18 protein-coding genes and 1 riboswitch are annotated in these 20,182 nt (G+C 54.3%); of the genes, 12 read left to right on the top strand and 6 right to left on the bottom strand.

The annotated features are described in order from the left end of the window. Positions 1–71 precede the first annotated feature (71 nt). Positions 72–2,072 (top strand): Fe(3+)-hydroxamate ABC transporter permease FhuB, encoded by a 2,001-nt coding sequence (gene fhuB, locus D3H35_RS21935; protein WP_119151344.1) that lies wholly within the window; start codon positions 72–74, stop codon positions 2,070–2,072. A 148-nt stretch (positions 2,073–2,220) separates the two neighbouring features. Here the strand turns inward: fhuB and D3H35_RS21930 are convergent, their stop codons facing one another. From D3H35_RS21930 to D3H35_RS32740, 4 genes are all read right to left on the bottom strand, one after another. After that, positions 2,221–2,694: a C40 family peptidase gene (locus tag D3H35_RS21930; protein WP_233568079.1), complete on the bottom strand. Its 474-nt coding sequence runs from the start codon at positions 2,692–2,694 to the stop codon at positions 2,221–2,223. A 5-nt stretch (positions 2,695–2,699) separates the two neighbouring features. Next, a riboswitch (cyclic di-AMP (ydaO/yuaA leader) is annotated at positions 2,700–2,841 on the bottom strand. Positions 2,842–3,029: 188 nt separating this feature from the next. Further along, the gene (locus D3H35_RS21925) at positions 3,030–3,839 is read right to left on the bottom strand and encodes a hypothetical protein (protein WP_119151342.1); all 810 of its coding nucleotides are present in this window, start codon (positions 3,837–3,839) and stop codon (positions 3,030–3,032) included. Positions 3,840–3,851: 12 nt separating this feature from the next. Further along, the gene (locus D3H35_RS21920) at positions 3,852–5,273 is read right to left on the bottom strand and encodes a M1 family metallopeptidase (protein ID WP_233568078.1); all 1,422 of its coding nucleotides are present in this window, start codon (positions 5,271–5,273) and stop codon (positions 3,852–3,854) included. Positions 5,274–5,281: 8 nt separating this feature from the next. Then, positions 5,282–5,851, bottom strand: coding sequence for a hypothetical protein (locus D3H35_RS32740; protein ID WP_233568077.1), 570 nt, complete (start codon positions 5,849–5,851; stop codon positions 5,282–5,284). Positions 5,852–6,279: 428 nt separating this feature from the next. Between D3H35_RS32740 and D3H35_RS21915 the strand changes: the two genes are divergently transcribed. The 7 genes from D3H35_RS21915 (at position 6,280) to D3H35_RS21885 (ending at position 12,982) form a co-directional block, all read left to right on the top strand. Next, positions 6,280–6,690, top strand: a complete 411-nt coding sequence (locus D3H35_RS21915; protein ID WP_147355916.1) for a hypothetical protein — start codon at positions 6,280–6,282, stop codon at positions 6,688–6,690. Between the two features lie 163 nt (positions 6,691–6,853). After that, the gene (locus D3H35_RS21910) at positions 6,854–7,843 is read left to right on the top strand and encodes a LacI family DNA-binding transcriptional regulator (protein WP_119151340.1); all 990 of its coding nucleotides are present in this window, start codon (positions 6,854–6,856) and stop codon (positions 7,841–7,843) included. Between the two features lie 168 nt (positions 7,844–8,011). Continuing rightward, complete coding sequence (locus D3H35_RS21905; RefSeq protein WP_119151339.1) at positions 8,012–8,944, top strand: sugar phosphate isomerase/epimerase family protein; 933 nt, start codon at positions 8,012–8,014, stop codon at positions 8,942–8,944. An 18-nt stretch (positions 8,945–8,962) separates the two neighbouring features. After that, a complete protein-coding gene (locus D3H35_RS21900) occupies positions 8,963–9,793 on the top strand; it encodes a sugar phosphate isomerase/epimerase family protein (protein ID WP_119151338.1) in 831 nt (276 codons plus the stop codon). A 110-nt stretch (positions 9,794–9,903) separates the two neighbouring features. Further along, positions 9,904–10,791 carry a carbohydrate ABC transporter permease gene (locus D3H35_RS21895; protein WP_119151337.1) on the top strand — a complete coding sequence of 296 codons (888 nt, stop codon included), beginning with the start codon at positions 9,904–9,906 and terminating at the stop codon, positions 10,789–10,791. Further along, complete coding sequence (locus D3H35_RS21890) at positions 10,788–11,624, top strand: carbohydrate ABC transporter permease (protein ID WP_199728602.1); 837 nt, start codon at positions 10,788–10,790, stop codon at positions 11,622–11,624. Before D3H35_RS21895 ends, D3H35_RS21890 begins: the two co-directional genes overlap by 4 nt. Positions 11,625–11,659: 35 nt before the next feature. Next, positions 11,660–12,982: an ABC transporter substrate-binding protein gene (locus D3H35_RS21885; protein WP_119151335.1), complete on the top strand. Its 1,323-nt coding sequence runs from the start codon at positions 11,660–11,662 to the stop codon at positions 12,980–12,982. Positions 12,983–14,024: 1,042 nt separating this feature from the next. On the opposite strand, the gene D3H35_RS21880 is transcribed toward D3H35_RS21885, so the two are convergent. Then, a complete protein-coding gene (locus tag D3H35_RS21880) occupies positions 14,025–16,124 on the bottom strand; it encodes a HelD family protein (RefSeq protein WP_119151334.1) in 2,100 nt (699 codons plus the stop codon). Between the two features lie 203 nt (positions 16,125–16,327). Between D3H35_RS21880 and D3H35_RS21875 the strand changes: the two genes are divergently transcribed. Both D3H35_RS21875 and D3H35_RS21870 read left to right on the top strand, forming a co-directional pair. Continuing rightward, positions 16,328–16,834 (top strand): YwhD family protein, encoded by a 507-nt coding sequence (locus D3H35_RS21875; RefSeq protein ID WP_119151333.1) that lies wholly within the window; start codon positions 16,328–16,330, stop codon positions 16,832–16,834. Between the two features lie 271 nt (positions 16,835–17,105). Next, a complete protein-coding gene (locus D3H35_RS21870) occupies positions 17,106–18,035 on the top strand; it encodes a helix-turn-helix domain-containing protein (RefSeq protein WP_158594223.1) in 930 nt (309 codons plus the stop codon). On the opposite strand, the gene D3H35_RS21865 is transcribed toward D3H35_RS21870, so the two are convergent. Further along, positions 17,995–18,270, bottom strand: coding sequence for a hypothetical protein (locus D3H35_RS21865; RefSeq protein WP_119151331.1), 276 nt, complete (start codon positions 18,268–18,270; stop codon positions 17,995–17,997). The genes D3H35_RS21870 and D3H35_RS21865 overlap by 41 nt on opposite strands. A 67-nt stretch (positions 18,271–18,337) precedes the next feature. Here D3H35_RS21865 and D3H35_RS21860 point away from each other — a divergent pair, with 67 nt between their 5' ends. Then, positions 18,338–19,369 carry an ABC transporter substrate-binding protein gene (locus D3H35_RS21860; RefSeq protein ID WP_233568076.1) on the top strand — a complete coding sequence of 344 codons (1,032 nt, stop codon included), beginning with the start codon at positions 18,338–18,340 and terminating at the stop codon, positions 19,367–19,369. Continuing rightward, positions 19,366–19,932 (top strand): alpha/beta hydrolase, encoded by a 567-nt coding sequence (locus D3H35_RS21855; RefSeq protein WP_233568075.1) that lies wholly within the window; start codon positions 19,366–19,368, stop codon positions 19,930–19,932. Before D3H35_RS21860 ends, D3H35_RS21855 begins: the two co-directional genes overlap by 4 nt. Positions 19,933–20,182: the final 250 nt, after the last annotated feature.

Genomic DNA, 20,182 nt, shown 5'->3' with positions numbered 1-20,182 from the left:
CGCAGCCGCCGTCAAGCTCTCGTCCGGCCCAACCCGTCCTTCCTGACGGATTGGGCCGGAGGCCGTTAGGGATGCTTGTCGCAGGTCTGATCGCGCTTGCCGTCATTGTCTTCGTCAGCTTAACGCAAGGGCTGGCCCACGTATCGGTCCGCTCCGTGATCGAAGCTTTACTATCGCCTCAGCCCGACGTTACCGAGCATCAGCTTATTCGCGGGATGAGGCTGCCACGCACGGTGATGGGCTTGCTGGCAGGGGCGGCTCTGGCTATCGCGGGCGCTCTTATGCAAAGCGTAACCCGTAATCCGCTCGCTTCCGAGACGACATTGGGAGTGAACGCCGGCGCTTACTTGGTTGTGGTTGTCGGAACGATTTTTTGGCCTGCGATTCTTCACCAATACTCTTTGTTGTTTGCGGTTGCAGGCGGGGCGGGGGCGGCAGCCGCCGTCTACGTCATGGGCGGGGGCCGGAAGAGCACCCCGGTACGCATCACCTTGTCGGGGATGATCGTCACGCTAGTGTGCGGCGCCATTACGAGCGCCTTGCAAATGCTGAACGAGCAAAGCACGCAAGGGATATTCCTTTGGGGCTCCGGCTCGCTTGTCCAGAACGATTGGGACGGCGTTCAATTCACCTGGCTGTGGGTAATCGGGGGGATTGCGGCGGTTCTGCTGTCTGTACGCCATTTGGATTTGTTGGCTTTTTCGGAAGATACGGCCCGTTCTCTGGGACAAAAAATTATCGTCATCCGTGCGTTCGCGATGGGAGTTGCCATATTGCTGGCGTGCGTCACGGTCAGCGTCGTCGGTCCGATCGGCTTCATCGGCCTGATGGCGCCGCACATCGTGCGATTGACCGGTTTGACCCGGCATGGCTGGCTTATTCCGATAAGCGCCGTATGGGGCGCCGTTATTCTCGTCGGGGCGGATACGATCGCGAGAGCATTCATCGCCTCGTACGGAGAGCTTCCGGCCGGAGCCATAACGGCGATTATTGGAGCCCCCTGGCTCATTTGGCTGGCGCTTCGGACCGCTCACAGGGCCGATTCGGCGAGCGCGGGAGCCTCGGCTGTTCGACTAAGCGGCGGAAGCGGCTTTATTCCATACAAGGTGTGGGTCGTTTTCCTAACCGCATTGCTTGTTGCCGTATGGATATTCAATCTGATGAGCGGGGCTCTCGACCTGACGGTGTGGGAGGTGCTGCAGGCGCTGACAGGCGGCGGGGACGAGATGGCGAAGCAGATCGTGCTCGACTTCAGATTGCCCAGACTGCTGACGGCAGGCTTGGCCGGTATGGCTCTTGCGATTAGCGGAACCCTGCTGCAGAGCTCGGTGCGCAATCCGCTGGCGGATCCGCAAGTCGTCGGGGTGACGAGCGGCGCAGGCTTCGGCGCTATGCTGCTCATGCTCGTCGTGCCGGGCGCGGCGGCAGGGTGGATTCCGGTCGGCGCCGTTATCGGAGGCGTTGCGGCAGCCGCGGTCGTCTATGCCTCAGCCTGGAGAAGAGGGCTCAGCCCGACGGTTCTCGTGCTCGTCGGAATTGCGGTGTCGGCGGCCGGCTCCGCCTTCATCAACCTCTTCGTTATCCGTGCGAAGCTTACGCTTGCTCCTGCGCTGGCTTGGCTGGCGGGAAGCACGTACGGACGTTCGTGGTCGGAAGTATGGCTGCTGCTTCCGCTTTTGTTGGTCCTGGCGCCGATTGCGTGGTGGATGGGGCGCAGGGTGGACCTGCTGTCGTTCAGCGACGAGAGCTCTACCGGGCTGGGCTTGTCGGTTCGCCGTACTCGGCTGGCGACCGGCCTCATCGCCGTGCTGCTTGCTTCCGTTGCCGCCGCGTGCGTAGGCTCGATCGGCTTCATCGGCCTTCTTGCGCCGCATGCTTCCCGCATGCTCGCAGGTACGAATCATCGCCGCTCCATGCTCCTATCAGCCTTGCTGGGCGGCGTATTGCTGGCTACGGCGGATTGGCTCGGACGCACCGTTCTGGAGCCCAAGGAAATTCCTTCCGGCCTTGTCGCGGCGCTAATGGGAGCCCCCTATTTGTTCTTGCTCATGATGCGCAGCCGTACGAAGTAGAGAATAAATCTTATAAGTCCGCAGCAGCGAGGGTAAAGGGTTCGGGCGAATCCTTCCGGGTTCTTCGAAAAAGCCATCACCCATACAAAAGGCTTGTCCGTCCACGAAGGACAGACAAGCCTTATTGTACTTGGGGGAAGCTCGAAAATTATTCGGCTTCCGTTGCGAGCTTCTTGTACGTTTCCGTGCTCATTACGCGACGGGCGCCAAGATAGCGTTTGGCGTAGTACTTGTCATCCATAGACGTAATCGCTACGCCTGCGGAATGAGAGTGGGCGAACTTATTGTTGCCTACATAAATGCCCACGTGAGATACGCCGCTGCCGCTCGTGTTGAAGAATACCAGATCGCCGGCGCGAAGCTCGTCGCGATCTACTTTTGTGCCGCCGTCCCAACCGAACATATCTCTCGATGAGCGCGGCAGATCGATTCCGAGTTTGTCGAATACATAACCGGTAAAACCGGAGCAGTCGAACCCTTTCGTCGTCGTTCCGCCGTACTTGTAATCGATTCCGATCAGTTTGTCGATCGTGTCGTCCAGCTTGGAGGAAGCGAAGGCGCTTCCAACCTGAAAAGCAAGCACAAATACAAGACCAAGCAGTAATGCAGAAACTTTACGCAAAACAGGTAAACCCCTTCCCATGCCTACGAGGTTAGCTGGAGGGTTCGGTTGAAGGCTCCCTATGACCCCTGTGTGGCAAGGTCAATTCACCCAGATAAAATGGTTCCCCCGTTTCCCGCTCGCACGGGAATTCGGCAATATTTAACATGCTCCTATATAAGTTTCGAGTTTTAAGGCGAATTTCCTCCTCATTTAGGATTAGAAAATACTCAGAATAGGGGTTATTACGACCTATTATGGGTAATAACCCGGAATTGTTCGGAATCGGGCGAAAACGACAGCCCCCGGTTCGCGTCTGTTGGACGCGGCCGGGGGCTGTCGTTTATTTATGGTTGTTACGATTCACGCCATATTTCGAATTGCGACGCAGCGGTCCACACCGACAGCATCGAGCGGATGAAATGAAACGCTTGGTGCAGGACGACGGCCAGAAATCCGGACCAGAGAATGGAGATCGAGGATGCGGCAGCCGAAGCGAGCAGGCCGAATGCCGCCAAAAGCAAGGTGACGATTGTAAGCGGCAACGCTTTTCGAACGGCTCCGAGCAGCCCTTTCCAGACGCTCTCGCCGGCGACGGCGCCGAATTGCATGAACTGGAACGCTAGATGAAGGAGAAACCCCCATAGTATCCACCCGGCGAAGTAAGGCAAGAGTCCGAATATCCATTCCTGCATAGAGCCGTTCGAGAAAAAGCGATCCTTCGCCATCGGAAGCAGCCATACGGCAGGGAGAAGCAGGAGAAATGTTTCCGCCAAGTACAACACGACAATCGGCTTCCACGCTCGGCGCATTCCCGTCAGCATTCGCGTTCCCTGGCCGTCGGCCGAATGGTTGAAGGAGTAATAGAGTCCGGCGTTCAACAGCGGTGTCAGCAGCATGCGGGTGAGGATCATCCCGCCCAGCGTCCACAGCGTCTCATCGATCAGATCCGTCCGCAGCAGCCGGAATTGTGCTTCGATTGCGAACAGCTCCGCGGCGCCGGCATTCGGATGTTCGTTCGGGTAGCGTGACAAAATCGGCGTGACGACGGAATCGATGAAACGGTAGATGAAGAACCCCCACAACAATCGATAGAGAAAGAAGAGCACCAGCACGTATTTATGCCGAACCGTCATGTCCCATCCTTTTCGCAGCGTTCCGCCCATTGTTAAGCCTCCTCACCAAGCCAAGGTTCCGATCAGATTTTCCAGCAGGTCGGTCAATCCGGTCGTCCATCGTGTGCGCGCTTTAGCCGGAATCTCCGCCTTCAAATAATTGTTATAGCGAAGATTATCGAGCACGACGGACAGGGAAGGATCGACGGCCACATACACGAGCGGAGAGGAGTACCGGAGCTGCAGCTCGATTTGGTTCTGAACGCCGTCCCATTCCTTGCTCACCGTTTTGCCGTCCTTGAAGTGAAAGATGACCGAAACCGTCTGAGGGCTGCCTCCGTTGCGGCGGATGAGGACGCGGCTTTCGAAATTCCCATCCCCGGATTTACCGCTTTTGATCGAGTCGACCGAGAAGTCCGACACCTGACCCTGACGAACGTAGGCTTTGAAGAAGCCGCTCCAATCTTTCTTCGTGACGGATTCGACGACTCTCTGAAAGTCAGAGGATGAGGGATGCTTGAACCGGTATTTTTGAAAATAAGTCCGCATGATTTTGCTCATTGTCTTATCGCCGACTTGGCGCTCGATAGCCGTCAGAACGAGCTTCCCGCGAAGATAGACGTTGTCAGCGTAACGATCCGAGGAGCCGAAGCTCCATGAATTTTGCTGAAGCGGCTCCGGATCGGTCAAGTAGCTGGATTCCACGGGGGTGTTCGGAAGCACGCCGTAAATGGCGGCCATTAGCTTGTCTTCGGTGTACGACGTGAAGGCTTCGTCCAGCCAAGCTTCCTCGAATTCGTTGGAAGCGACGAGGCCGTACCAGTATTGATGGGCGATCTCGTGAACAAGCGTTCTTTCGAGATCGTACCCGGGAGTATCGTCCTTGGCGGAGGCGGCTGTCACCAGCGTCGGATATTCCATCCCGCCGGCCCCATTCGCGTTCGAGGGCGGAACGATGACGGAAAGCGTGGAATAGGGATAATCGCCGAACCATTCGCCAAGCTTGGCTAGCGTCGATTTGGCGGCGTGCATGTAGCGGTCGCTTAATTTTTTGTGCAACGGATCGAGGTACAGCTTGATCCGGACTCCGGGAACGCCCGCGCTCGAATAAGAAGCCTCTGTGAATTCAAAATGAGGCGACGCGGACCAAGCGAAGTCGTGGACGTCGTCGGCGTAAAATTGATATGACTTGCGGCCCTTGGAGACGGCAGGGGTCTTCGTCTGGAAGCCGGTGGCCGCTACTTTGTAGGCTTCCGGAACGTCGATGCGAACGCTGTAAATGCCGAAGTCGGAGTAAAATTCGGAATTGCCGTGGTACTGGTGCATGTTCCAGCCTTCATCGCTGCGCCCTCTTGTTCCGACCGTCTCGTACACCGCAAGCTTTGGAAACCATTGCCCGGCCATGACGAAGTCGCCGGTTTTGCCCATTCTGGCGAATATGGGCGGCAGTTGAACCTTGAACTTCATCCGCAGAGTGACGGACATGCCCGGTCTTATCGGCTCGGGAAGGCGGAAGGTCGCCAGCGTCCGGTCGGTCTTGTTCTCGTCGTCAGGCTGAATAAATCGAAGTCGGGGAGGAGAGTTTCTCCTTGCTCGGTAGTCAGCGCCGTCAGCTCCATAGAGCCGTGTCCGCCCGCTTGCATCTTGTCTCCGCGAAGCTGTCCGCCCGACTCCGCCAAGAACGTGCTGCCGGGGGAGAAGGCGTTCGGGTACAGGTGGAAGACGAGGTCGGAGACGGGCTTGCGGCCCGGGTTTTTCCAAGTGACGATTTGCTCGCCGGCAAGCGTACCGTCCGTCCCGAGCGAGACGGATATGTGATACTCCGTCACTCGCTGGCTTAGCACGGCGGGCTTGGGAGCGGCGTCGGCTTCCGGCTCCGATCTTGCGATCGGCTGCGAGGCGGGCGAAGCGGGGGTCTCAGGCTCAAGCTCCTCGGTAACGGCCGAAGCGGGCAGCGCGTACTGATCTACCCAAGCGTCGGCAAATCCGAACCGGATGGAAAAAACTAGCGCGATCGCGGCGGCGATGAATAGAAGCATTCGCAGCATACGGCGTTCAGGCATTCGGATAACCCTCCCGTTGACAAGCATCTACGGGATATATATGACGGTTGTCCGCGGAATATTTCTGCTTGTCTAGGCGGCGGAAGATTATTCAATCCGTATGAAATTAGGTTCCGATATGGTAAAATAGCGCTGCTTTATTCCATAAAAATACAAAACATCAACTTTCGATGCGGATTTAAATTAGTTGAAAGATAAAGATAAAGATAACCTTGTAAGTTAAGTATTCTTATCAATGAAGGAGTGCCTAATTAAGTGAAAAAAATTATAATTTTATTTTGCTTTCTTTCTTTGTGTATGGCATCTGTTGTCCAGGCAAGATATGAAGATGGGATACTAAGAAGAATACTAACCGACATTGTGTGGAATGAGGAAAAAGGTACATAGAGGTTCATTACATCGTCATTCAGAAGGCACCGGGAGAAGGGGTGGAACATTATTCAGCCTCCATGACTATTGAGGAAGATAATATGGACCGAGAAATAAAGAACGATGAGGATGCAAAGAAGTTTGTCGATCAGTACGACTATACAGGGGTTTATCAATCGGATTATATTTTTGGAGAGCAGGTCGATGTGTACAAGGACATTATTGGTGAGAAGCATACACCGGAGGAAATGGATCAAATCATCGCCTTGGCCGAAAGCGATGTGGAGAGGGAGTACTCTAACGCAATAGAGCGTGATGAGTCAAATGCGATTGCAGCAAATGCCATTGTTACCCCTCACACTGTTAATAACGATGCGAGCAACCCTGCCACCCTCATCGTTATTTCAATAATTTTAGCTGCGCTCGTTCTTTTATTTGTTGCTCCTGCCAGACGACGTTGGAGAAAATAAAACGATGGAGCAGGTTAAGATTTTATCGTCACTTTAGGGATTGTCATTCCATTCGCGCACATAATATAATGAAATTGACAGTAACGCGTTACATTATTTTGTTGCTTTTCGCTATCACTTTGATTATCTATTCCAAAATCTATTCGCAAAATAGGAGAAAACTATGGCAGATATCCATACAGTTGCGAAAGAAGCCGGCGTTTCCGTAGCGACGGTGTCGCGCGTATTGAACAATCATCCTTCCGTCTCGCTGAAAACAAGAAGGAAAGTCGAAGAAGTGATCGAGAAGCTGAAGTACGAACCGAATATGCTGGGAAAAAGCTTGCGTTCCTCTCAGAGCCGGCTTCTCCTGGCCTTGATTCCCAACATTTCGAACCCATTTTATGCCAAGGTCGTATCGGGAATCGAGAGCGTAGCCAAGGCAAATCGTTACAACATCATGCTCTGCACAACGGATTCCAATCCGGAGCGAGAGCTGCTGTATTACGATATGGTGAAGAAAAAGCTGGCGGAGGGACTGATTTCGATCGATCCTTCCTCCGAATTTTACGAGATGCTGACGACAACGAACCGCTACCCCGTCGTCATTTGCGGGGAGCACGTCGGCAACGACCACGCGCCTTGCGTAAGCATCGATAATGCCAAGGCTGCTTATAAAGCGGTCAAGCATCTGATTGCGCTCGGGCATCGGAAAATCGCGCTCGTCAATTCGAATATATACACGGCGGGCTTGAGGCAACAAGGCTACCTGAAAGCTTTGGAGGAGCACGGCATTGAGGTGAATCCAAGATGGATCGCGCATGCGGATCTGAACTTTGAGAACGCGCAGCAGGACGTTCGCGAGCTGTTGATGACGGAAGACAGACCTACCGCCGTGTTCGCGGTGTCGGATACGATTGCGATTTCCGTGCTGAAAGCGGCCAAGGATCTCGACATCAAAGTTCCCGAAGAGCTCGTAGTCAGCGGGTTCGACAACATTGATTTTTCGTCCGTTATGAACCCGACCTTGACGACGATATCCCAGCCGATGTTCGAGATGGGAAGCCATTCGGCGGCCATGCTGTTCAAGAGAATCGCCGACAGAAGCGCCGCGATTAAGAATGTCATCCTGGATCATGATTTGATCATTAGAGAGTCGACGATGAATTATTAAATTTAGAGCCGTTAAAGAGCTGCAAAGTGTGATCCTTCACATTTTGCAGCTCTTTTCGTTTCAAGACCAAACTATTTACCTTGTTGACACGAGTTGCTAATGTCCAATATAATAAAATTGTAACGCGTTACATTTTGAATTATCACACTATTTGGAGGGTTACACACAATGAAACTAGGCTTCTACGGAAATTACACCCCTGAGACAGTCAAATTCGCTTCCGAGGTTGGATTCAAATGCATGGAACTCTCGGCTTGGCCCAAATCCTCGCTGAATGCGGACACCATCTCAGATCGGCGCATTGAAGAGATTCAGCAGGATTTGCAAGCTCATGATATCGAAATTTCGACGCTCGGTTATTATCCGAATTTCCTGGATCCGAACAAGGCTCACAGCGACGAGGCCCAAAGATATTTCATAAAGCTGCTCGATCTGGCCGTGAAGATGAATGTGCGGACCGTATCGACGTTTGCCGGCCGTCATCCCGGACTTTCTGTCGAGAAGAACATTCCGCTGTTCAAAGAGGTGTTCTCCAGATTTTGCGAGGAGGCCGAGAAGAGAAATATCCGAATCGCGATGGAAAATTGCCCCATGATGAACCACGTTACTTCCGAAGGATTAAATATCGCCTATAGCCCTGAAATCTGGCAGGTGCTCTTCGATGCCGTTCCGTCCGATCACCTCGGTCTGGAAATCGACCCGTCCCATATGGTGTGGCAAGGAATCGACTACGTTAAAGCGATCCATGAATTCGGTCACAAAATCTTCCACGCTCACGCCAAGGACATGGAAATTCTCCATGATGTGAAGGCACGCAGCGGACAATTCGGAACGTTGTTCCGGAATATCGACGATCTGGGCCATGGGTGGTGGCGCGCTAGAACTCCGGGCTGGGGCGATGTGAAATGGGATAAATATATCACCGCGCTGATCGAAGTGAACTATACCGGCAATATCGATATCGAGCACGAGGACGACGTCTTCGCCAAAACGATCGACATGGGCGAAATCACGGAAGAATCGGACATCGTCAATAATTATGTGCAGGATCGGAACGGTTTGATTCTAGGCTACAAAACATTGAGTGCGCTTATTCCTTAAGCGGACGGAGGAGACTATATGAACATCGCGATTTCGCAAATAACGACGCTCCCCGCAAGCACCGCTGCCGATCTTGAAGCTTTCTCGCAAACGGGCTGGCAAGCGGTTGAACTGGCCATCAGCAAGGTCGATCGATATTTGGCCGAGCATTCGGTCGAGCAGCTGGGCGCCGACCTGACGGCTGCGGGGCTTGTCCCGATCGCTGCGATCGGACTAGCTTCGTCGGAGGCGGGGCTGCTTCTGTCCACGAAGGACAACTATGAGTCTTATGAACGCGGTTTGGAACGACAGCTGGCTATTTGCAAGGCTTTGGGCATTAAGAACCTGGGCATCGGAGCCGATCCGGCATCCAAGGAATACGAGGGATGGTACGAGACTGCGCTTGCCAACCTGCGCAAGGCGGGAGATTTGGCCGAGAGATACGAGGTTCGACTCGGGTTGGAATTTATGAGCCTGGCTCCTCCGATCGGTCCGTTTATTTTGGAGAATATGGATCAAACGTTGCGGATAGTGGAAGACATCGATCATCCGAGCATCGGGTATAACCTGGATTTGTTCCATTTTTACCGTAGCGGCGGCTCATTGGAAGACATTGAAGCTTTGCCGGTCGAGAAGCTGTTCCACGTACACCTGTGCGATCTTCCTCATTTGAAGCTGGCCGAGCTGGACGATTCGCATCGGCTGCTGCCCGGCGAAGGAATACTGCCGATGGACAAAATCGTGCAAGTGCTGAGGGACAAAGGGTACACGGGTTATCTTGCGCTGGAGCTTCTGAATCAGGAGCTATGGGATAAAGGCCCGATCTACACGGCAGACCGGGGAATGCACGCGATGCAAAAGTATCGTTAAGTGCATTAAAAGCTTAAAAATCTGCATTCTAAAATGAATGGTAAGGATTAACTGCGAAATTACACAGCAAGCGCCGAATCACTCCATTTCATACAGAACGGGGGGTGCAAATGGAGAGACGTGGATTTTCCTGGTCATATTTTCGACTCCAGCTTGTGTTCTTGGGGCCAGCCGTTCTTTTTTTCTCCTTAATCGTCATCGCTCCATTCATGTTGAGCATTTACTACGGGCTGACGAATTGGAATGGAGTCAACTCCGAGATAGATTGGGTCGGGCTGGCTAATTTTAAGCAAATCGTTATGGAGGACACGGCGTTTCGCAGAGCGTTCTGGTTTACGGCCCGATACACTCTGGTGTCCGTCGTATTGATGAATGCCGTGGGGATCGGCTTGGCGTTGATGCTGACTCAGAAGCTCAAGACCACGAATCTGCTGCGCACGATCTTCTTCATGCCGAATGTAATCGGCGGACTGTTCCTGGGTTTTATCTGGCATTTCATATTCGTTAAAGGCTTTGCTTCCGCAGGCGATGCGCTGCATATCGGCGTGCTGCAATTGCCTTGGCTCGGCACCGCCCAGACTTCCTTCTGGGGACTCGTCATCGTAAGCGTATGGCAATACTCCGGCTATTTAATGGTCATTTACATTGCGGCGCTTTTGAACGTTCCTCCGGAGATTAAAGAGGCGGCAAAGATGGACGGCGCGTCGGGGCCTCGCATGCTTCTCAGTATTATTTTTCCTCTGATCATGCCGGCCTTCACCATCTGCTTCTTTTTGGCCATGTCCTGGTGCTTCAAGGTATTCGATTTGAACCTTTCCTTGACCAAAGGCGGTCCTTTCAGGTCAACGGAATCGGTTGCGCTCAATATCTTCAACGAAGCGTTCGGGAACAACCGTTACGGACTGGGGACAGCCAAGGCGTTAATATTTTTCGTAGTGGTGGCGCTGGTGTCCATCCTTCAAGTCCGATTCACCAAGAAGAGAGAGGTTGAAGCCTGATGCGAGACGACAAATACAACCTGCGCCGGTTCAGTCTGGAAGTGTTGTGTTATTTGCTGGGGCTTCTCTTCTTGATTCCTTTTTACTTCGTCTTGAGCAACTCGGTCAAAAGCTTCAGCGACCTGCTCAGCAACTCGGCCAGTTGGCCGCAAAGCTTCGTATGGAGCAATTACAGCAGAACGTGGGAAATTATGAACTACCCGCGCGCCTTCATGAATTCCTTCCTCATTACCGTCGTCAGCATAGCGGGCATAGTGACGATCAGCGCAATGGCTGCCTATCGCATGGTGCGCCGGCCGACGCGGTTCAATAACTTCTTGTTCGGCCTATTCGTATCCGCCATGATCATTCCTTTCCAAGCCGTGATGATTCCGCTTGTAAAAGTGTTAGGGTGGGCCGACTTGATGAACAGCAGGACGGGATTGATTATTAGCTTCTTCGGATTCGGGGCGTCCTTGAGCATATTTCTCTTTCACGGCTTTGTGAAATCCATTCCCTTGGAAATCGAAGAGTCGGCGATTGTGGATGGATGCACGCCCTACGGAGTATTCTGGAGAATTGTATTTCCTTTGCTCAAGTCTGCCACCGTTACGATTGTTCTATTGAACAGTCTATGGATATGGAACGATTTTCTGTTGCCGCTGATCGTCTTGTACGATCCGGACAAACGTACGATACCGCTCGCCATCTACGCCTTCTTCGGCCAATATTCCAAACAGTGGGATTTGGCTCTGGCTGGGCTCGTGATGGGTATCGTCCCGATTCTGGCTTTGTTCCTGCTGCTGCAAAAGCAGATTATCGCTGGTATTACGGCAGGCGCTATAAAGGGCTAGTCCATGGCTATGAAGTCAAAAGGGAGGAAATCACAATGAGGAAAATGAAAATCGCAAGCATGCTGCTGTTGCTTGCAGGGGTATCCGTCATCGCAGCCTGCAGCTCGGGCGGCAATGGGGTTGCGGAGAGCGGGAATGCATCGTCCGGCGCGGCCGCAACGGGGACAGGGAGCGGCGGAGCGACCAAGACGGTTAAAATGCTGAACTTCAAGGTCGAAATCAAAGATCAATTGGCCGCTATGATTAAGGAATACGAGCAATTGACGCCGGGCGTCAAGATCGCGCTGGAAACGATAGGCGGGGGTGCCGATTCCGCTGCGGCGCTGCGCACCAAGTTCAGCTCCGGCGATCAACCCGACATTTTTCTCAATGGCGGCTACAAGGAGCTGGATCTCTGGCTGGAGCATCTGGAGGACTTGTCCGATCAGCCGTGGGCGGAGCACGTGCTCCCGTTCGCCAAAGAGCCGATGACCAAGGACGGCAAGCTTTACGGACAGCCTCTTAATCTGGAAGGGTACGGCTTTATTTACAATAAGGATTTGTTTAAGCAAGCAGGCATAACCGAGCTGCCCAAAACGTTCGACGAGCTTGAAGCGGCTGCCGCCAAGCTGCAGGCTGCGGGAATTACTCCTTTTGTGAACGGGTATGGCGAGTGGTGGGTGCTTGGCAATCATTTGGCCAATATCGGTTTCGCTTATCAGGATAATCCGGACACCTTTATTGCCGGACTCGATCAAGGTACCGCAACGTTCGTAGACAACGAGAAGTTCCAGCAGTGGGTGAAGCTGTTCGATTTGACGCTGAAGTACGGGGGGAAGAACTCGCTGCAGGTGGACTACAACACCCAGATTTCGGAGTTTGCCACAGGCAAGGCTGCGATGACGCAGCAGGGCAACTGGACCCAAGTCAGCCTTTCCGAGACAAATCCGAGCCTGAATATCGGCCTTCTTCCGATGCCTATTAACAACGATGCCGAAGCAATGGACAAGCTGCCGGTAGGAGTTCCTTACAGCTGGGTCGTATACAACAAGTCCAAGGTGAAGGATGAAGCTAAGGCTTTCCTCGATTGGATGGTTAGCTCCGATATCGGTAAACGCTATATGACGGAAGAGTTTAAGCACATTCCCGCCTTCGACAATATTACCGCAAACAATGAAATTCTAGGTCAGTTGGCTGCCGATATTATCGCTTACAGCCAAGCAAATCGCACCATTAGCTGGAACTGGTTCAAGTTCCCGGGCGGCGAAGCGACCAGCCATTATTTCTCCGACGCCATGCAAGGATATGTTGGCGGACAATTATCTAAAGAGGCTATGCTGAAAGAATTTCTGACCAAGTGGAATGATTTGAACAAATAGTTGGCGTCGTACCGCCAACAAGCCGGCAAGCCGACACCGTTGAATGCGGTGTCGGCTTGCTTGCGTCTGTTGGCGCTATTATCGCTGCATTCTTGAGTAGAATGTCCTGCTCGCTGGATGTATGGTATGTCGTCCTACTGTTGCGCTCTCGATCACGCTACCCGCCGAATGTATGGTACCTAATCCCACTGTTGCGTTCTCGACCGCACTTCCCGCCGAATGTATGGTACCTAATCCCGCTGTTGCGCTCTCGATCACGCTACCCGCCGAATGTATGGTACCTCGTCCCACTGTTGCGCTCTCGATCACGCTACCCGCCGAATGTATGGTACCTCGTCCCACTGATACGCTCTCGATCACGCTACCCGCCGAATGTATGGTACCTCGTCCCACTGTTGCGCTCTCGATCACGCTACCCGGTACCTCATCCCACTGTTGCGCACTCGATCACACTTTCCGCCGAATGTATGGTACCTTGTCCCACTGTTGCGCACTCGATCACGCTACCCGTCGAATGTATGGTACCTCGTCCCACTGTTGTGCTCTCGACCGAACTTCCCGCCGAATGTAAGGTACCACGTCCCACTGATACGCTGTCGGCCGCACTTTCGGTCAAATGTATGGTACCTCGTCCCACTGTTGCGCACTCGACCGCACTTCCCGCCGATTGTATGGGATCTCGTACCACTGATACGCTGTCGGCCGCACTTTCGGTCAAATGTATGGTACCTCGTCCCACTGTTGCGCTCTCGACCGCACTTCCCGCCGAATGAATGGTACCTCATCCCACTGTTGCGTTCTCGACCGCACTTCCCGCCGAATGTATGGGATCTCATACCACTGTTGGCGTGCTCGACCACACTTTCCGCCGAATGTATGGGATCTCGTACCACTGTTGCGCTCTCGTCCGCATTTTCCGTCGAATGTATGGTACCTCGTCCTACTGTTGCGCGTTTGAGCACATTTTTCGGCGAATGTATGGGATCTCGTCCAACTGTTGCGCGACTGAACACATCTCTCGGCGAATGTATGGTATGTCGTCCTACTGTTGCGAATCCGCAGCCGTCACCAATTCGGAGGGCTCCCCTTCATGAAGCAGCGTTAGCCGATGCAAGGCGCGAGTACAGCCGACATACAGCAGCTTGGCATCCTGCGGAGAAGCGGGATAGCGATCGCGGTCGGCGTCAAGCAGCAGAACGGCATCGAATTCGAGACCTTTGGCGAGATGAACCGGCACGATGGAGACGCCGCCCCGGTAGTGGGATTGGCCTTCGGCGATCAGATTCGTGTCGATACCTTCGGCTGTCAGGCGCTCATGCAGCTTCGTGCAGTCTTCCGCAGTTCTCCCGATGAGCGAGATCGTTCGCATGGAGCCTGCTTGCTGATCGCGAATAAAGTCCCGGATGTAAGCGAGCCGTTCGGCGTCGTTCGCAACTTGTACGAGCTTGACCGGATCGCCGCTGCGGAATACCGGCTCAGCGGGAGGAAGTCCCGTATCCGTGAACGGCAGAATGCGGTTGGCGAATTCGATGATTTCAAGCGTCGAGCGGTAGCTCTGCTTCAGCTCATGATAGGACGAATAGTTCTCGTCGAAGACGGACGCGAGCTCTTCCCAGCGATGTACGCCTCGGTAAGCGTGAATTCCCTGCGCAAGGTCGCCCAAGATCGTGTATGACGGCTCGACCATGAAGGAGCCCAGCAGCGTGATTTGGAAAGGAGATACGTCTTGCGCCTCGTCCACGACGACGTGGTCGAACGTAAGGCCTTCCGGCCCGTGAAAATACTTTCGTATCCATACGATCGGAGCAAGGTCCTCCGGCTGAGCGGAACCTCGCTTCAGACCGTTCTTCGTCTCCTTGGCGATGTCTGAGGGAACGAATTCATTCGGTTGATCGAACAAGCTCCGATAGAAGGCGACTTCATCGATCTCCGGCAGCTTTTTCAGATGGGTTCGGAGCTTTTGCTTAGACGTCTTCGTTTTTTCCTTGCGGATTTTCGGATCGCCGATTTCGTTCAGCTGCATGTCCAGCCACCGCTTGATGCGCCCGATGAGGCGTTCTCTGCGGGCCGCGAGCGGATAGTGACGGTATTCGACCTCGAACCATTGTCGGATCAAAGAGGCCTTCAGCACGCGGCGATCCCACGCTTCGAAATCGTGATCCTGCAAGTAGCTTTCCTCGTATTGACGAAGCTTGCCGTCCAACCAAAGACGGAAGCTGTCCGAGCCTTTGAACCGTCCGGGCGTCTCGTCGTCGATATTCGGTCTCTTCTTAGCTAAGGAAAACCACTTATCGTCCGTGTGATCCGGAAGCGTAAGCTTCGTGCCGATCCGGTCCAGCGCCCATTCCGCGAATGTCGTCTGCTTCACCTCTCCGACGCCAAGCTCGGGCAGCACCCCGGAGATGTAATCGAGGAACATGGCGTTCGGCGCGAAAATAATCATCCGTTCCGCGCGAATTTGCCCTTGGTATTGATACAAGAGGAACGCCAGACGGTGCAGCGCTACCGTTGTTTTTCCCGATCCTGCGGCTCCTTGAATAATGAGGGCTTTATGGCGCGGCGCGCGAATAATCGAATCCTGCTCGGCTTGGATCGTCGAGACGATATCCCGGAGCCGATTGTCTTTCTTTTCTCCCAGACGATAGAGGAGGAAGTCGTCGCTGAGGCCAAGGTTGTCGCCGCCCCGGACGTAGCTTTCCACGACTCGCTGAAGCTCCTTATCGCGAATCGACAGGTTTCTTTTGCGGTGAACCTCTCCGTGAATCGTCCCTTCCGGAGCCTCGTAAGCGACCGGCGCGTCTCCGCCCGTGAACGAATAGAACAGGCTCGCAACCGGCGCTCTCCAGTCGATAATATAGGGCTCTCCGGTCTCCGTACGATCCATCCCTCTTTTGCCGATGTACAAGGAGGAAGGCTCGCTCTGCTTGCCTTTCTCCTGGAAGTCGAGCCGCCCGAAGTAGGGCTCCGAGCCCAGGAGCGCCAGACGTCTGCGCGTCTCCTCCCTCTTTTCCTCCAGCAGCTGCTCGACAAAATCGTTGCCGTAATAGACGGGGCCGATGCCCGCTCTTTGTCGCTCGATTTCGCCGAACGTCTCGTCCAGCCTCGATCTCTCTTCCGTATAAAGCTCGGTTGATGCATCCATTCATCCGTTCCTCCTTTTGCGGTAACAGTATCCATTGTGCCTTAAAACGAAGGAAAACAATAGACTTATGTTATCCGTTTTGTTATGATGTTGAATGTGGATTACCTAAAAAACCCCGAACAAATGTTCGCATACCTTATATCGCGCGGGACGGAGCCTTTCGCGAGGCATCCGGCCCGTTTTTTGAACGAGGAGGATTTTCGATGAGCGAGGAATCGAACGTACAGCCGGAGAAAAAGAAGCTGTCGTTGAACGTTGTAAGCAACAAGGAGCACCGCGGATTCGGCGCGGGTACTATCGACCTTAGCCAAGTATCGTGCGTCATTATTGACGGCGGCGAAGCTTACATCGATGTCGGCGCCATGCACGCGAAGAGCAAGATCGAGAAGGGAATCAAATTTTCCCCGAACAAAGAGGATGTCCCTAACGGCCGTCCTGCTTGGGTCGTGTGGGTTGCGGTCGATCGCAACGAGGAAGGCAGCTATTACGCGGGCGCGACGTCGTGCGAGATGCTGATCGATACGGAAGCCCGGCGGGGATGGAAGCTTTTACCCGATCATGTGAATCGATTGGATGCGGCATTGAAGCGCAAGTTCATGCTCGACAACATCGGCGACGCCGAGAAAGCGGCGCTGCGGAAGCTGCTCGTCGAGCACAATTCCGAGTGGTGGGACCGCTCGTCCCAGCAGTTGAAGGAATTGCTGGCTTAGTCATAGGGAAGGCGAAGAAAAAGCAAGGCTGAGGCCTTGCTTTTTTTGTGTTCGCCCAACATGGGCGGTGAAAGTACCGAACAGGGCCGGCGAACACCTAACATTAGCGAGTCTGCCGAGAGGTGGAATTTGAAGGAGGCTGGAGCTGCACGTTTGGCCGAGCGTCTTCACGATGTGGGGCTTTCATTCTTTTTGCAATGAGGAGGGGGTTCCGCTATAATTTGGCTTATATATTATTGATAACGATTCTCAATTAAGAGGGGGGATGAGCATGACAAGCCGGATGGGGGAGCTTGCGCGGATGGAAGCGATCGAAGAAGCGCGCGTCTATATTGCAGAACATTATGACGAGGCTATAACAATCGATCTGTTGGCCGACAAGGCCAGGCTGAGCCCGAAATATTTTGGGGAACTGTTCAAAAAAAGGTTCGGACAAAGCGCTATGGACTACATAACCGAGGTGCGGATTCGCCATGCCAAGCGCTATTTGCGGGAGACGGACGAGCTGCTGCGGGACATCGCGCGCAAAGTCGGCTACAGCGACGAGTTCTATTTCAGCCGCAAGTTCAAGAAAGAGGTCGGCTTCGCCCCTTCCGCCTACCTGCGCAATTCCAAACATCGGATCGCCGTTCTCTCGCCCTCTTCGATCGGATACTTGCTGGCGCTCGGCATCGTTCCTGTCGCCGCCCCTCTGGATGCCAAATGGACGGCTTATTACTATCATTCATACGCTTCACGCATCCCGTTCCACCTGAAGCCCGGCGATGGCGACTTTTCCGAGGATACGGAGACGCTGCTCAAAAGCCGCCCCGACATCGTCGTCAGCCATGAGCGCCCTTCGGACTCCGGCTTGCCGGATGCGCTGGAGAGATCGGCTCTTCCCTTGTTCGTGCCTGCCGAACAGGATAATTGGATCGGGAAGCTTCGCCGGATCGCATCCTTTCTCGACAAGGAGGAGCGATGCGAGGCCTGGATCGGCGCTTACCGACACAAGGCCGATCTGGCGCGCCGGGACGTTGAGCGGCTAACCGGAAAAGAGACGTTCGTCGCGCTGCGGCTGTGGGGCAATACGTTTCATTTGTATTGCAACCAAGGAATACGCGATGTCGTATATCGCGATTTGGGGCTGAATCCGGCCTATTCTCCCCCGAAGCCGACCTCTACAACGAGCCGACCGACCTTGCTGCGATCGACCGGCTGAATCCCGACCGCGTGCTGCTGCTCGTCTGTCCGACGCGGAGACTCGCGCCGGATGGCTTGCTATCCAGCATTCCCCCAGATGGCGCGCGCTGAATGCGGTCGGCAAGGGCCAGGTCCATCTCATTCCTTCCGACCCGTGGTATGAATACTCCGCCCTCTCGATCGACCGAATGATGGATGAGATGGTGATGATAATAACCGGAAAATGTCCAAACTACGATCCGGCTTCCGTCCATGGCGGCTCGATCTCCTCTGAACTATAATCATTTACTGAGAATGGTTATCATTTGAAGGAGGGTTTATGTGTTTATCAATCGTTTTTCTTGGTCACTGAATGTCCGCAGAGCCGGCAAGCTTATCGTGCTCTGTACTGTGCTGTGTGCAGGCTTGCTTGCCGCTTGCAGCTCCGATAACGACTCTGCGGGCCCTCCCGCAGCAACCGCTCCGGCTTCCTCCGAAGCACCGTCCGCTGTCGAGTCGAGCGCTCAGGCATCCGCTGCCGTCTATCCGCAAAGCTTCCAAGATGAGCTTGGGCACGAGGTGAAGCTGCCTGCGGCTCCCGTGCGCATTTTCGCCCCGGGGCTGGAGGATTCTTTGTTAGTGCTGGGCGTTACGCCGGTTGCTCAATGGGCGAACGGCAATGTCGTTCCCGCCTACCTGCAGGAGCGAATGGCCAGCGTTCCGAAAGCGGACTTCGCGGCGGGGCTGCCGACGCCGGAAACCGTCATGTCGTACGCGCCCGATTTGATCGTTTTGAACAATTCGTACTATGCGGAAAACGGAGTGTACGAGAAGTATGCGAAGATCGCTCCGACTTACGTGTTTAGCAACGCGGCAACGGATATCGAAACCTCCCTCCGCAAACTGGGAGAGCTGTTCGGCAAATCCGCCGAAGCCGAGACGGCTCTGGAAGACTACCGCAGCAAGGTCGATCAGGCGAAAACAAAGCTGGCTGCTGCTGCCGATGGGAAGAAAGCGGTAATCATCCGTTTTAACGCCAGAGGCATGTTCCTGCTCGGAGGGGATTACTACGGCGGTTACGTCCTTGCGCACGATCTCGGCTTCGGCAAGATCAAGCTGGTCGAGCACGAGAGCAGCGCGGACTTGTCGCTTGAAATTTTGCCCGAGCTGGACGCCGATTATATTTTTCTCGTCAACGATTCCCAAACCGGGAATGCTTTTCTGAAGGAATTGACCGAAAGCGCCTTGTGGAAAGGCATGAAGCAAGTGAAGAACGGGAATGTGTACGAGGTGCAGGACGAATCATGGCTCTACGGCGGCTTGATTGCCAGCGGCAACGTCATTGACGAAACCGTCCGCCTGCTCGCACCATGATCGGGGCCGAAGCTCCGGGCGTCCGCATCGCAGGCAGCGAAGAGCATCTGCTTCTGTCGGAGAAAAATGGGCGGGAATATCGCATTCTGATCGCTAGACCTGCCGATCCCCCTCCGCCCGGCGGCTATCCGATTATCTTCGCCCTAGACGGGGACGCGACCTTCTTCACGCTGGCGGAAGCGGTTCGGCTGCAGACGCGCAAGCCGCACGGCTACGATCCCGCTATTGTCGTCGGTATCGGTTATCCTTCGGGCGAACCGTTCGACATGACTCGGAGATGCTTCGATTTTACGATACCCGCCGAGGAGGGAACTTTGCCCGTACGTCCGGATGGATGTCCGTGGCCGGAGAGCGGCGGGGCGGATCGGTTTCTCGACTTTCTGGAGTTCGAGCTGTTCCCTTTCGTGGGGACGCGATTTGAAGTCGATTCCGCGCGGCAGACGATTTTCGGACATTCGCTCGGAGGGCTGTTCGTGTTGCACGCCCTTTTTGCCAGAACGGGGCTGTTCGCGAATTATGCGGCGGGCAGCCCCTCCATTTGGTGGGGAACTATGCGATCTTGAAGGGTTGGAGCGTTTCGCAGACGAATTCGGGTCGTTCGCCGCCCAGGCGCGGCTGCTGCTGACGATCGGAGCGGAAGAGCTGGCCGACATGGTCGCAGACTCGGAGACGCTGATCGAGCGGCTGAGACCCTCTCTACGTTTCGGGCATCCTTCGTCAAATTTGCCGAAGAGGAACACACTAGCGTGCTTCCCGCAGCGCTCAGCAGAGTCGTTAAGTTCGCTTTGGCGGTTGAGCCGACAGGGGGCAGCG

Origin of the sequence: Cohnella faecalis, assembly GCF_003570905.1 — a bacterium.
In the GTDB taxonomy this organism is placed as follows: Bacteria; Bacillota; Bacilli; order Paenibacillales; family Paenibacillaceae; genus Cohnella; species Cohnella faecalis.
This window is presented reverse-complemented; position numbering and strand designations above follow the sequence as displayed.

Coding starts and splice junctions, on each gene's coding strand:
- fhuB (WP_119151344.1), top strand. CDS start 72: ATGCTTGTCGCAGGTCTGATCGCGCTTGCCGTCATTGTCTTCGTCAGC.
- D3H35_RS21925 (WP_119151342.1), bottom strand. CDS start 3,839: ATGGGCGGAACGCTGCGAAAAGGATGGGACATGACGGTTCGGCATAAA.
- D3H35_RS21920 (WP_233568078.1), bottom strand. CDS start 5,273: ATGTCCGTCACTCTGCGGATGAAGTTCAAGGTTCAACTGCCGCCCATA.
- D3H35_RS32740 (WP_233568077.1), bottom strand. CDS start 5,851: ATGCCTGAACGCCGTATGCTGCGAATGCTTCTATTCATCGCCGCCGCG.
- D3H35_RS21910 (WP_119151340.1), top strand. CDS start 6,854: ATGGCAGATATCCATACAGTTGCGAAAGAAGCCGGCGTTTCCGTAGCG.
- D3H35_RS21905 (WP_119151339.1), top strand. CDS start 8,012: ATGAAACTAGGCTTCTACGGAAATTACACCCCTGAGACAGTCAAATTC.
- D3H35_RS21900 (WP_119151338.1), top strand. CDS start 8,963: ATGAACATCGCGATTTCGCAAATAACGACGCTCCCCGCAAGCACCGCT.
- D3H35_RS21895 (WP_119151337.1), top strand. CDS start 9,904: ATGGAGAGACGTGGATTTTCCTGGTCATATTTTCGACTCCAGCTTGTG.
- D3H35_RS21885 (WP_119151335.1), top strand. CDS start 11,660: ATGAGGAAAATGAAAATCGCAAGCATGCTGCTGTTGCTTGCAGGGGTA.
- D3H35_RS21880 (WP_119151334.1), bottom strand. CDS start 16,124: ATGGATGCATCAACCGAGCTTTATACGGAAGAGAGATCGAGGCTGGAC.
- D3H35_RS21875 (WP_119151333.1), top strand. CDS start 16,328: ATGAGCGAGGAATCGAACGTACAGCCGGAGAAAAAGAAGCTGTCGTTG.
- D3H35_RS21870 (WP_158594223.1), top strand. CDS start 17,106: ATGACAAGCCGGATGGGGGAGCTTGCGCGGATGGAAGCGATCGAAGAA.
- D3H35_RS21865 (WP_119151331.1), bottom strand. CDS start 18,270: ATGGACGGAAGCCGGATCGTAGTTTGGACATTTTCCGGTTATTATCAT.
- D3H35_RS21855 (WP_233568075.1), top strand. CDS start 19,366: ATGATCGGGGCCGAAGCTCCGGGCGTCCGCATCGCAGGCAGCGAAGAG.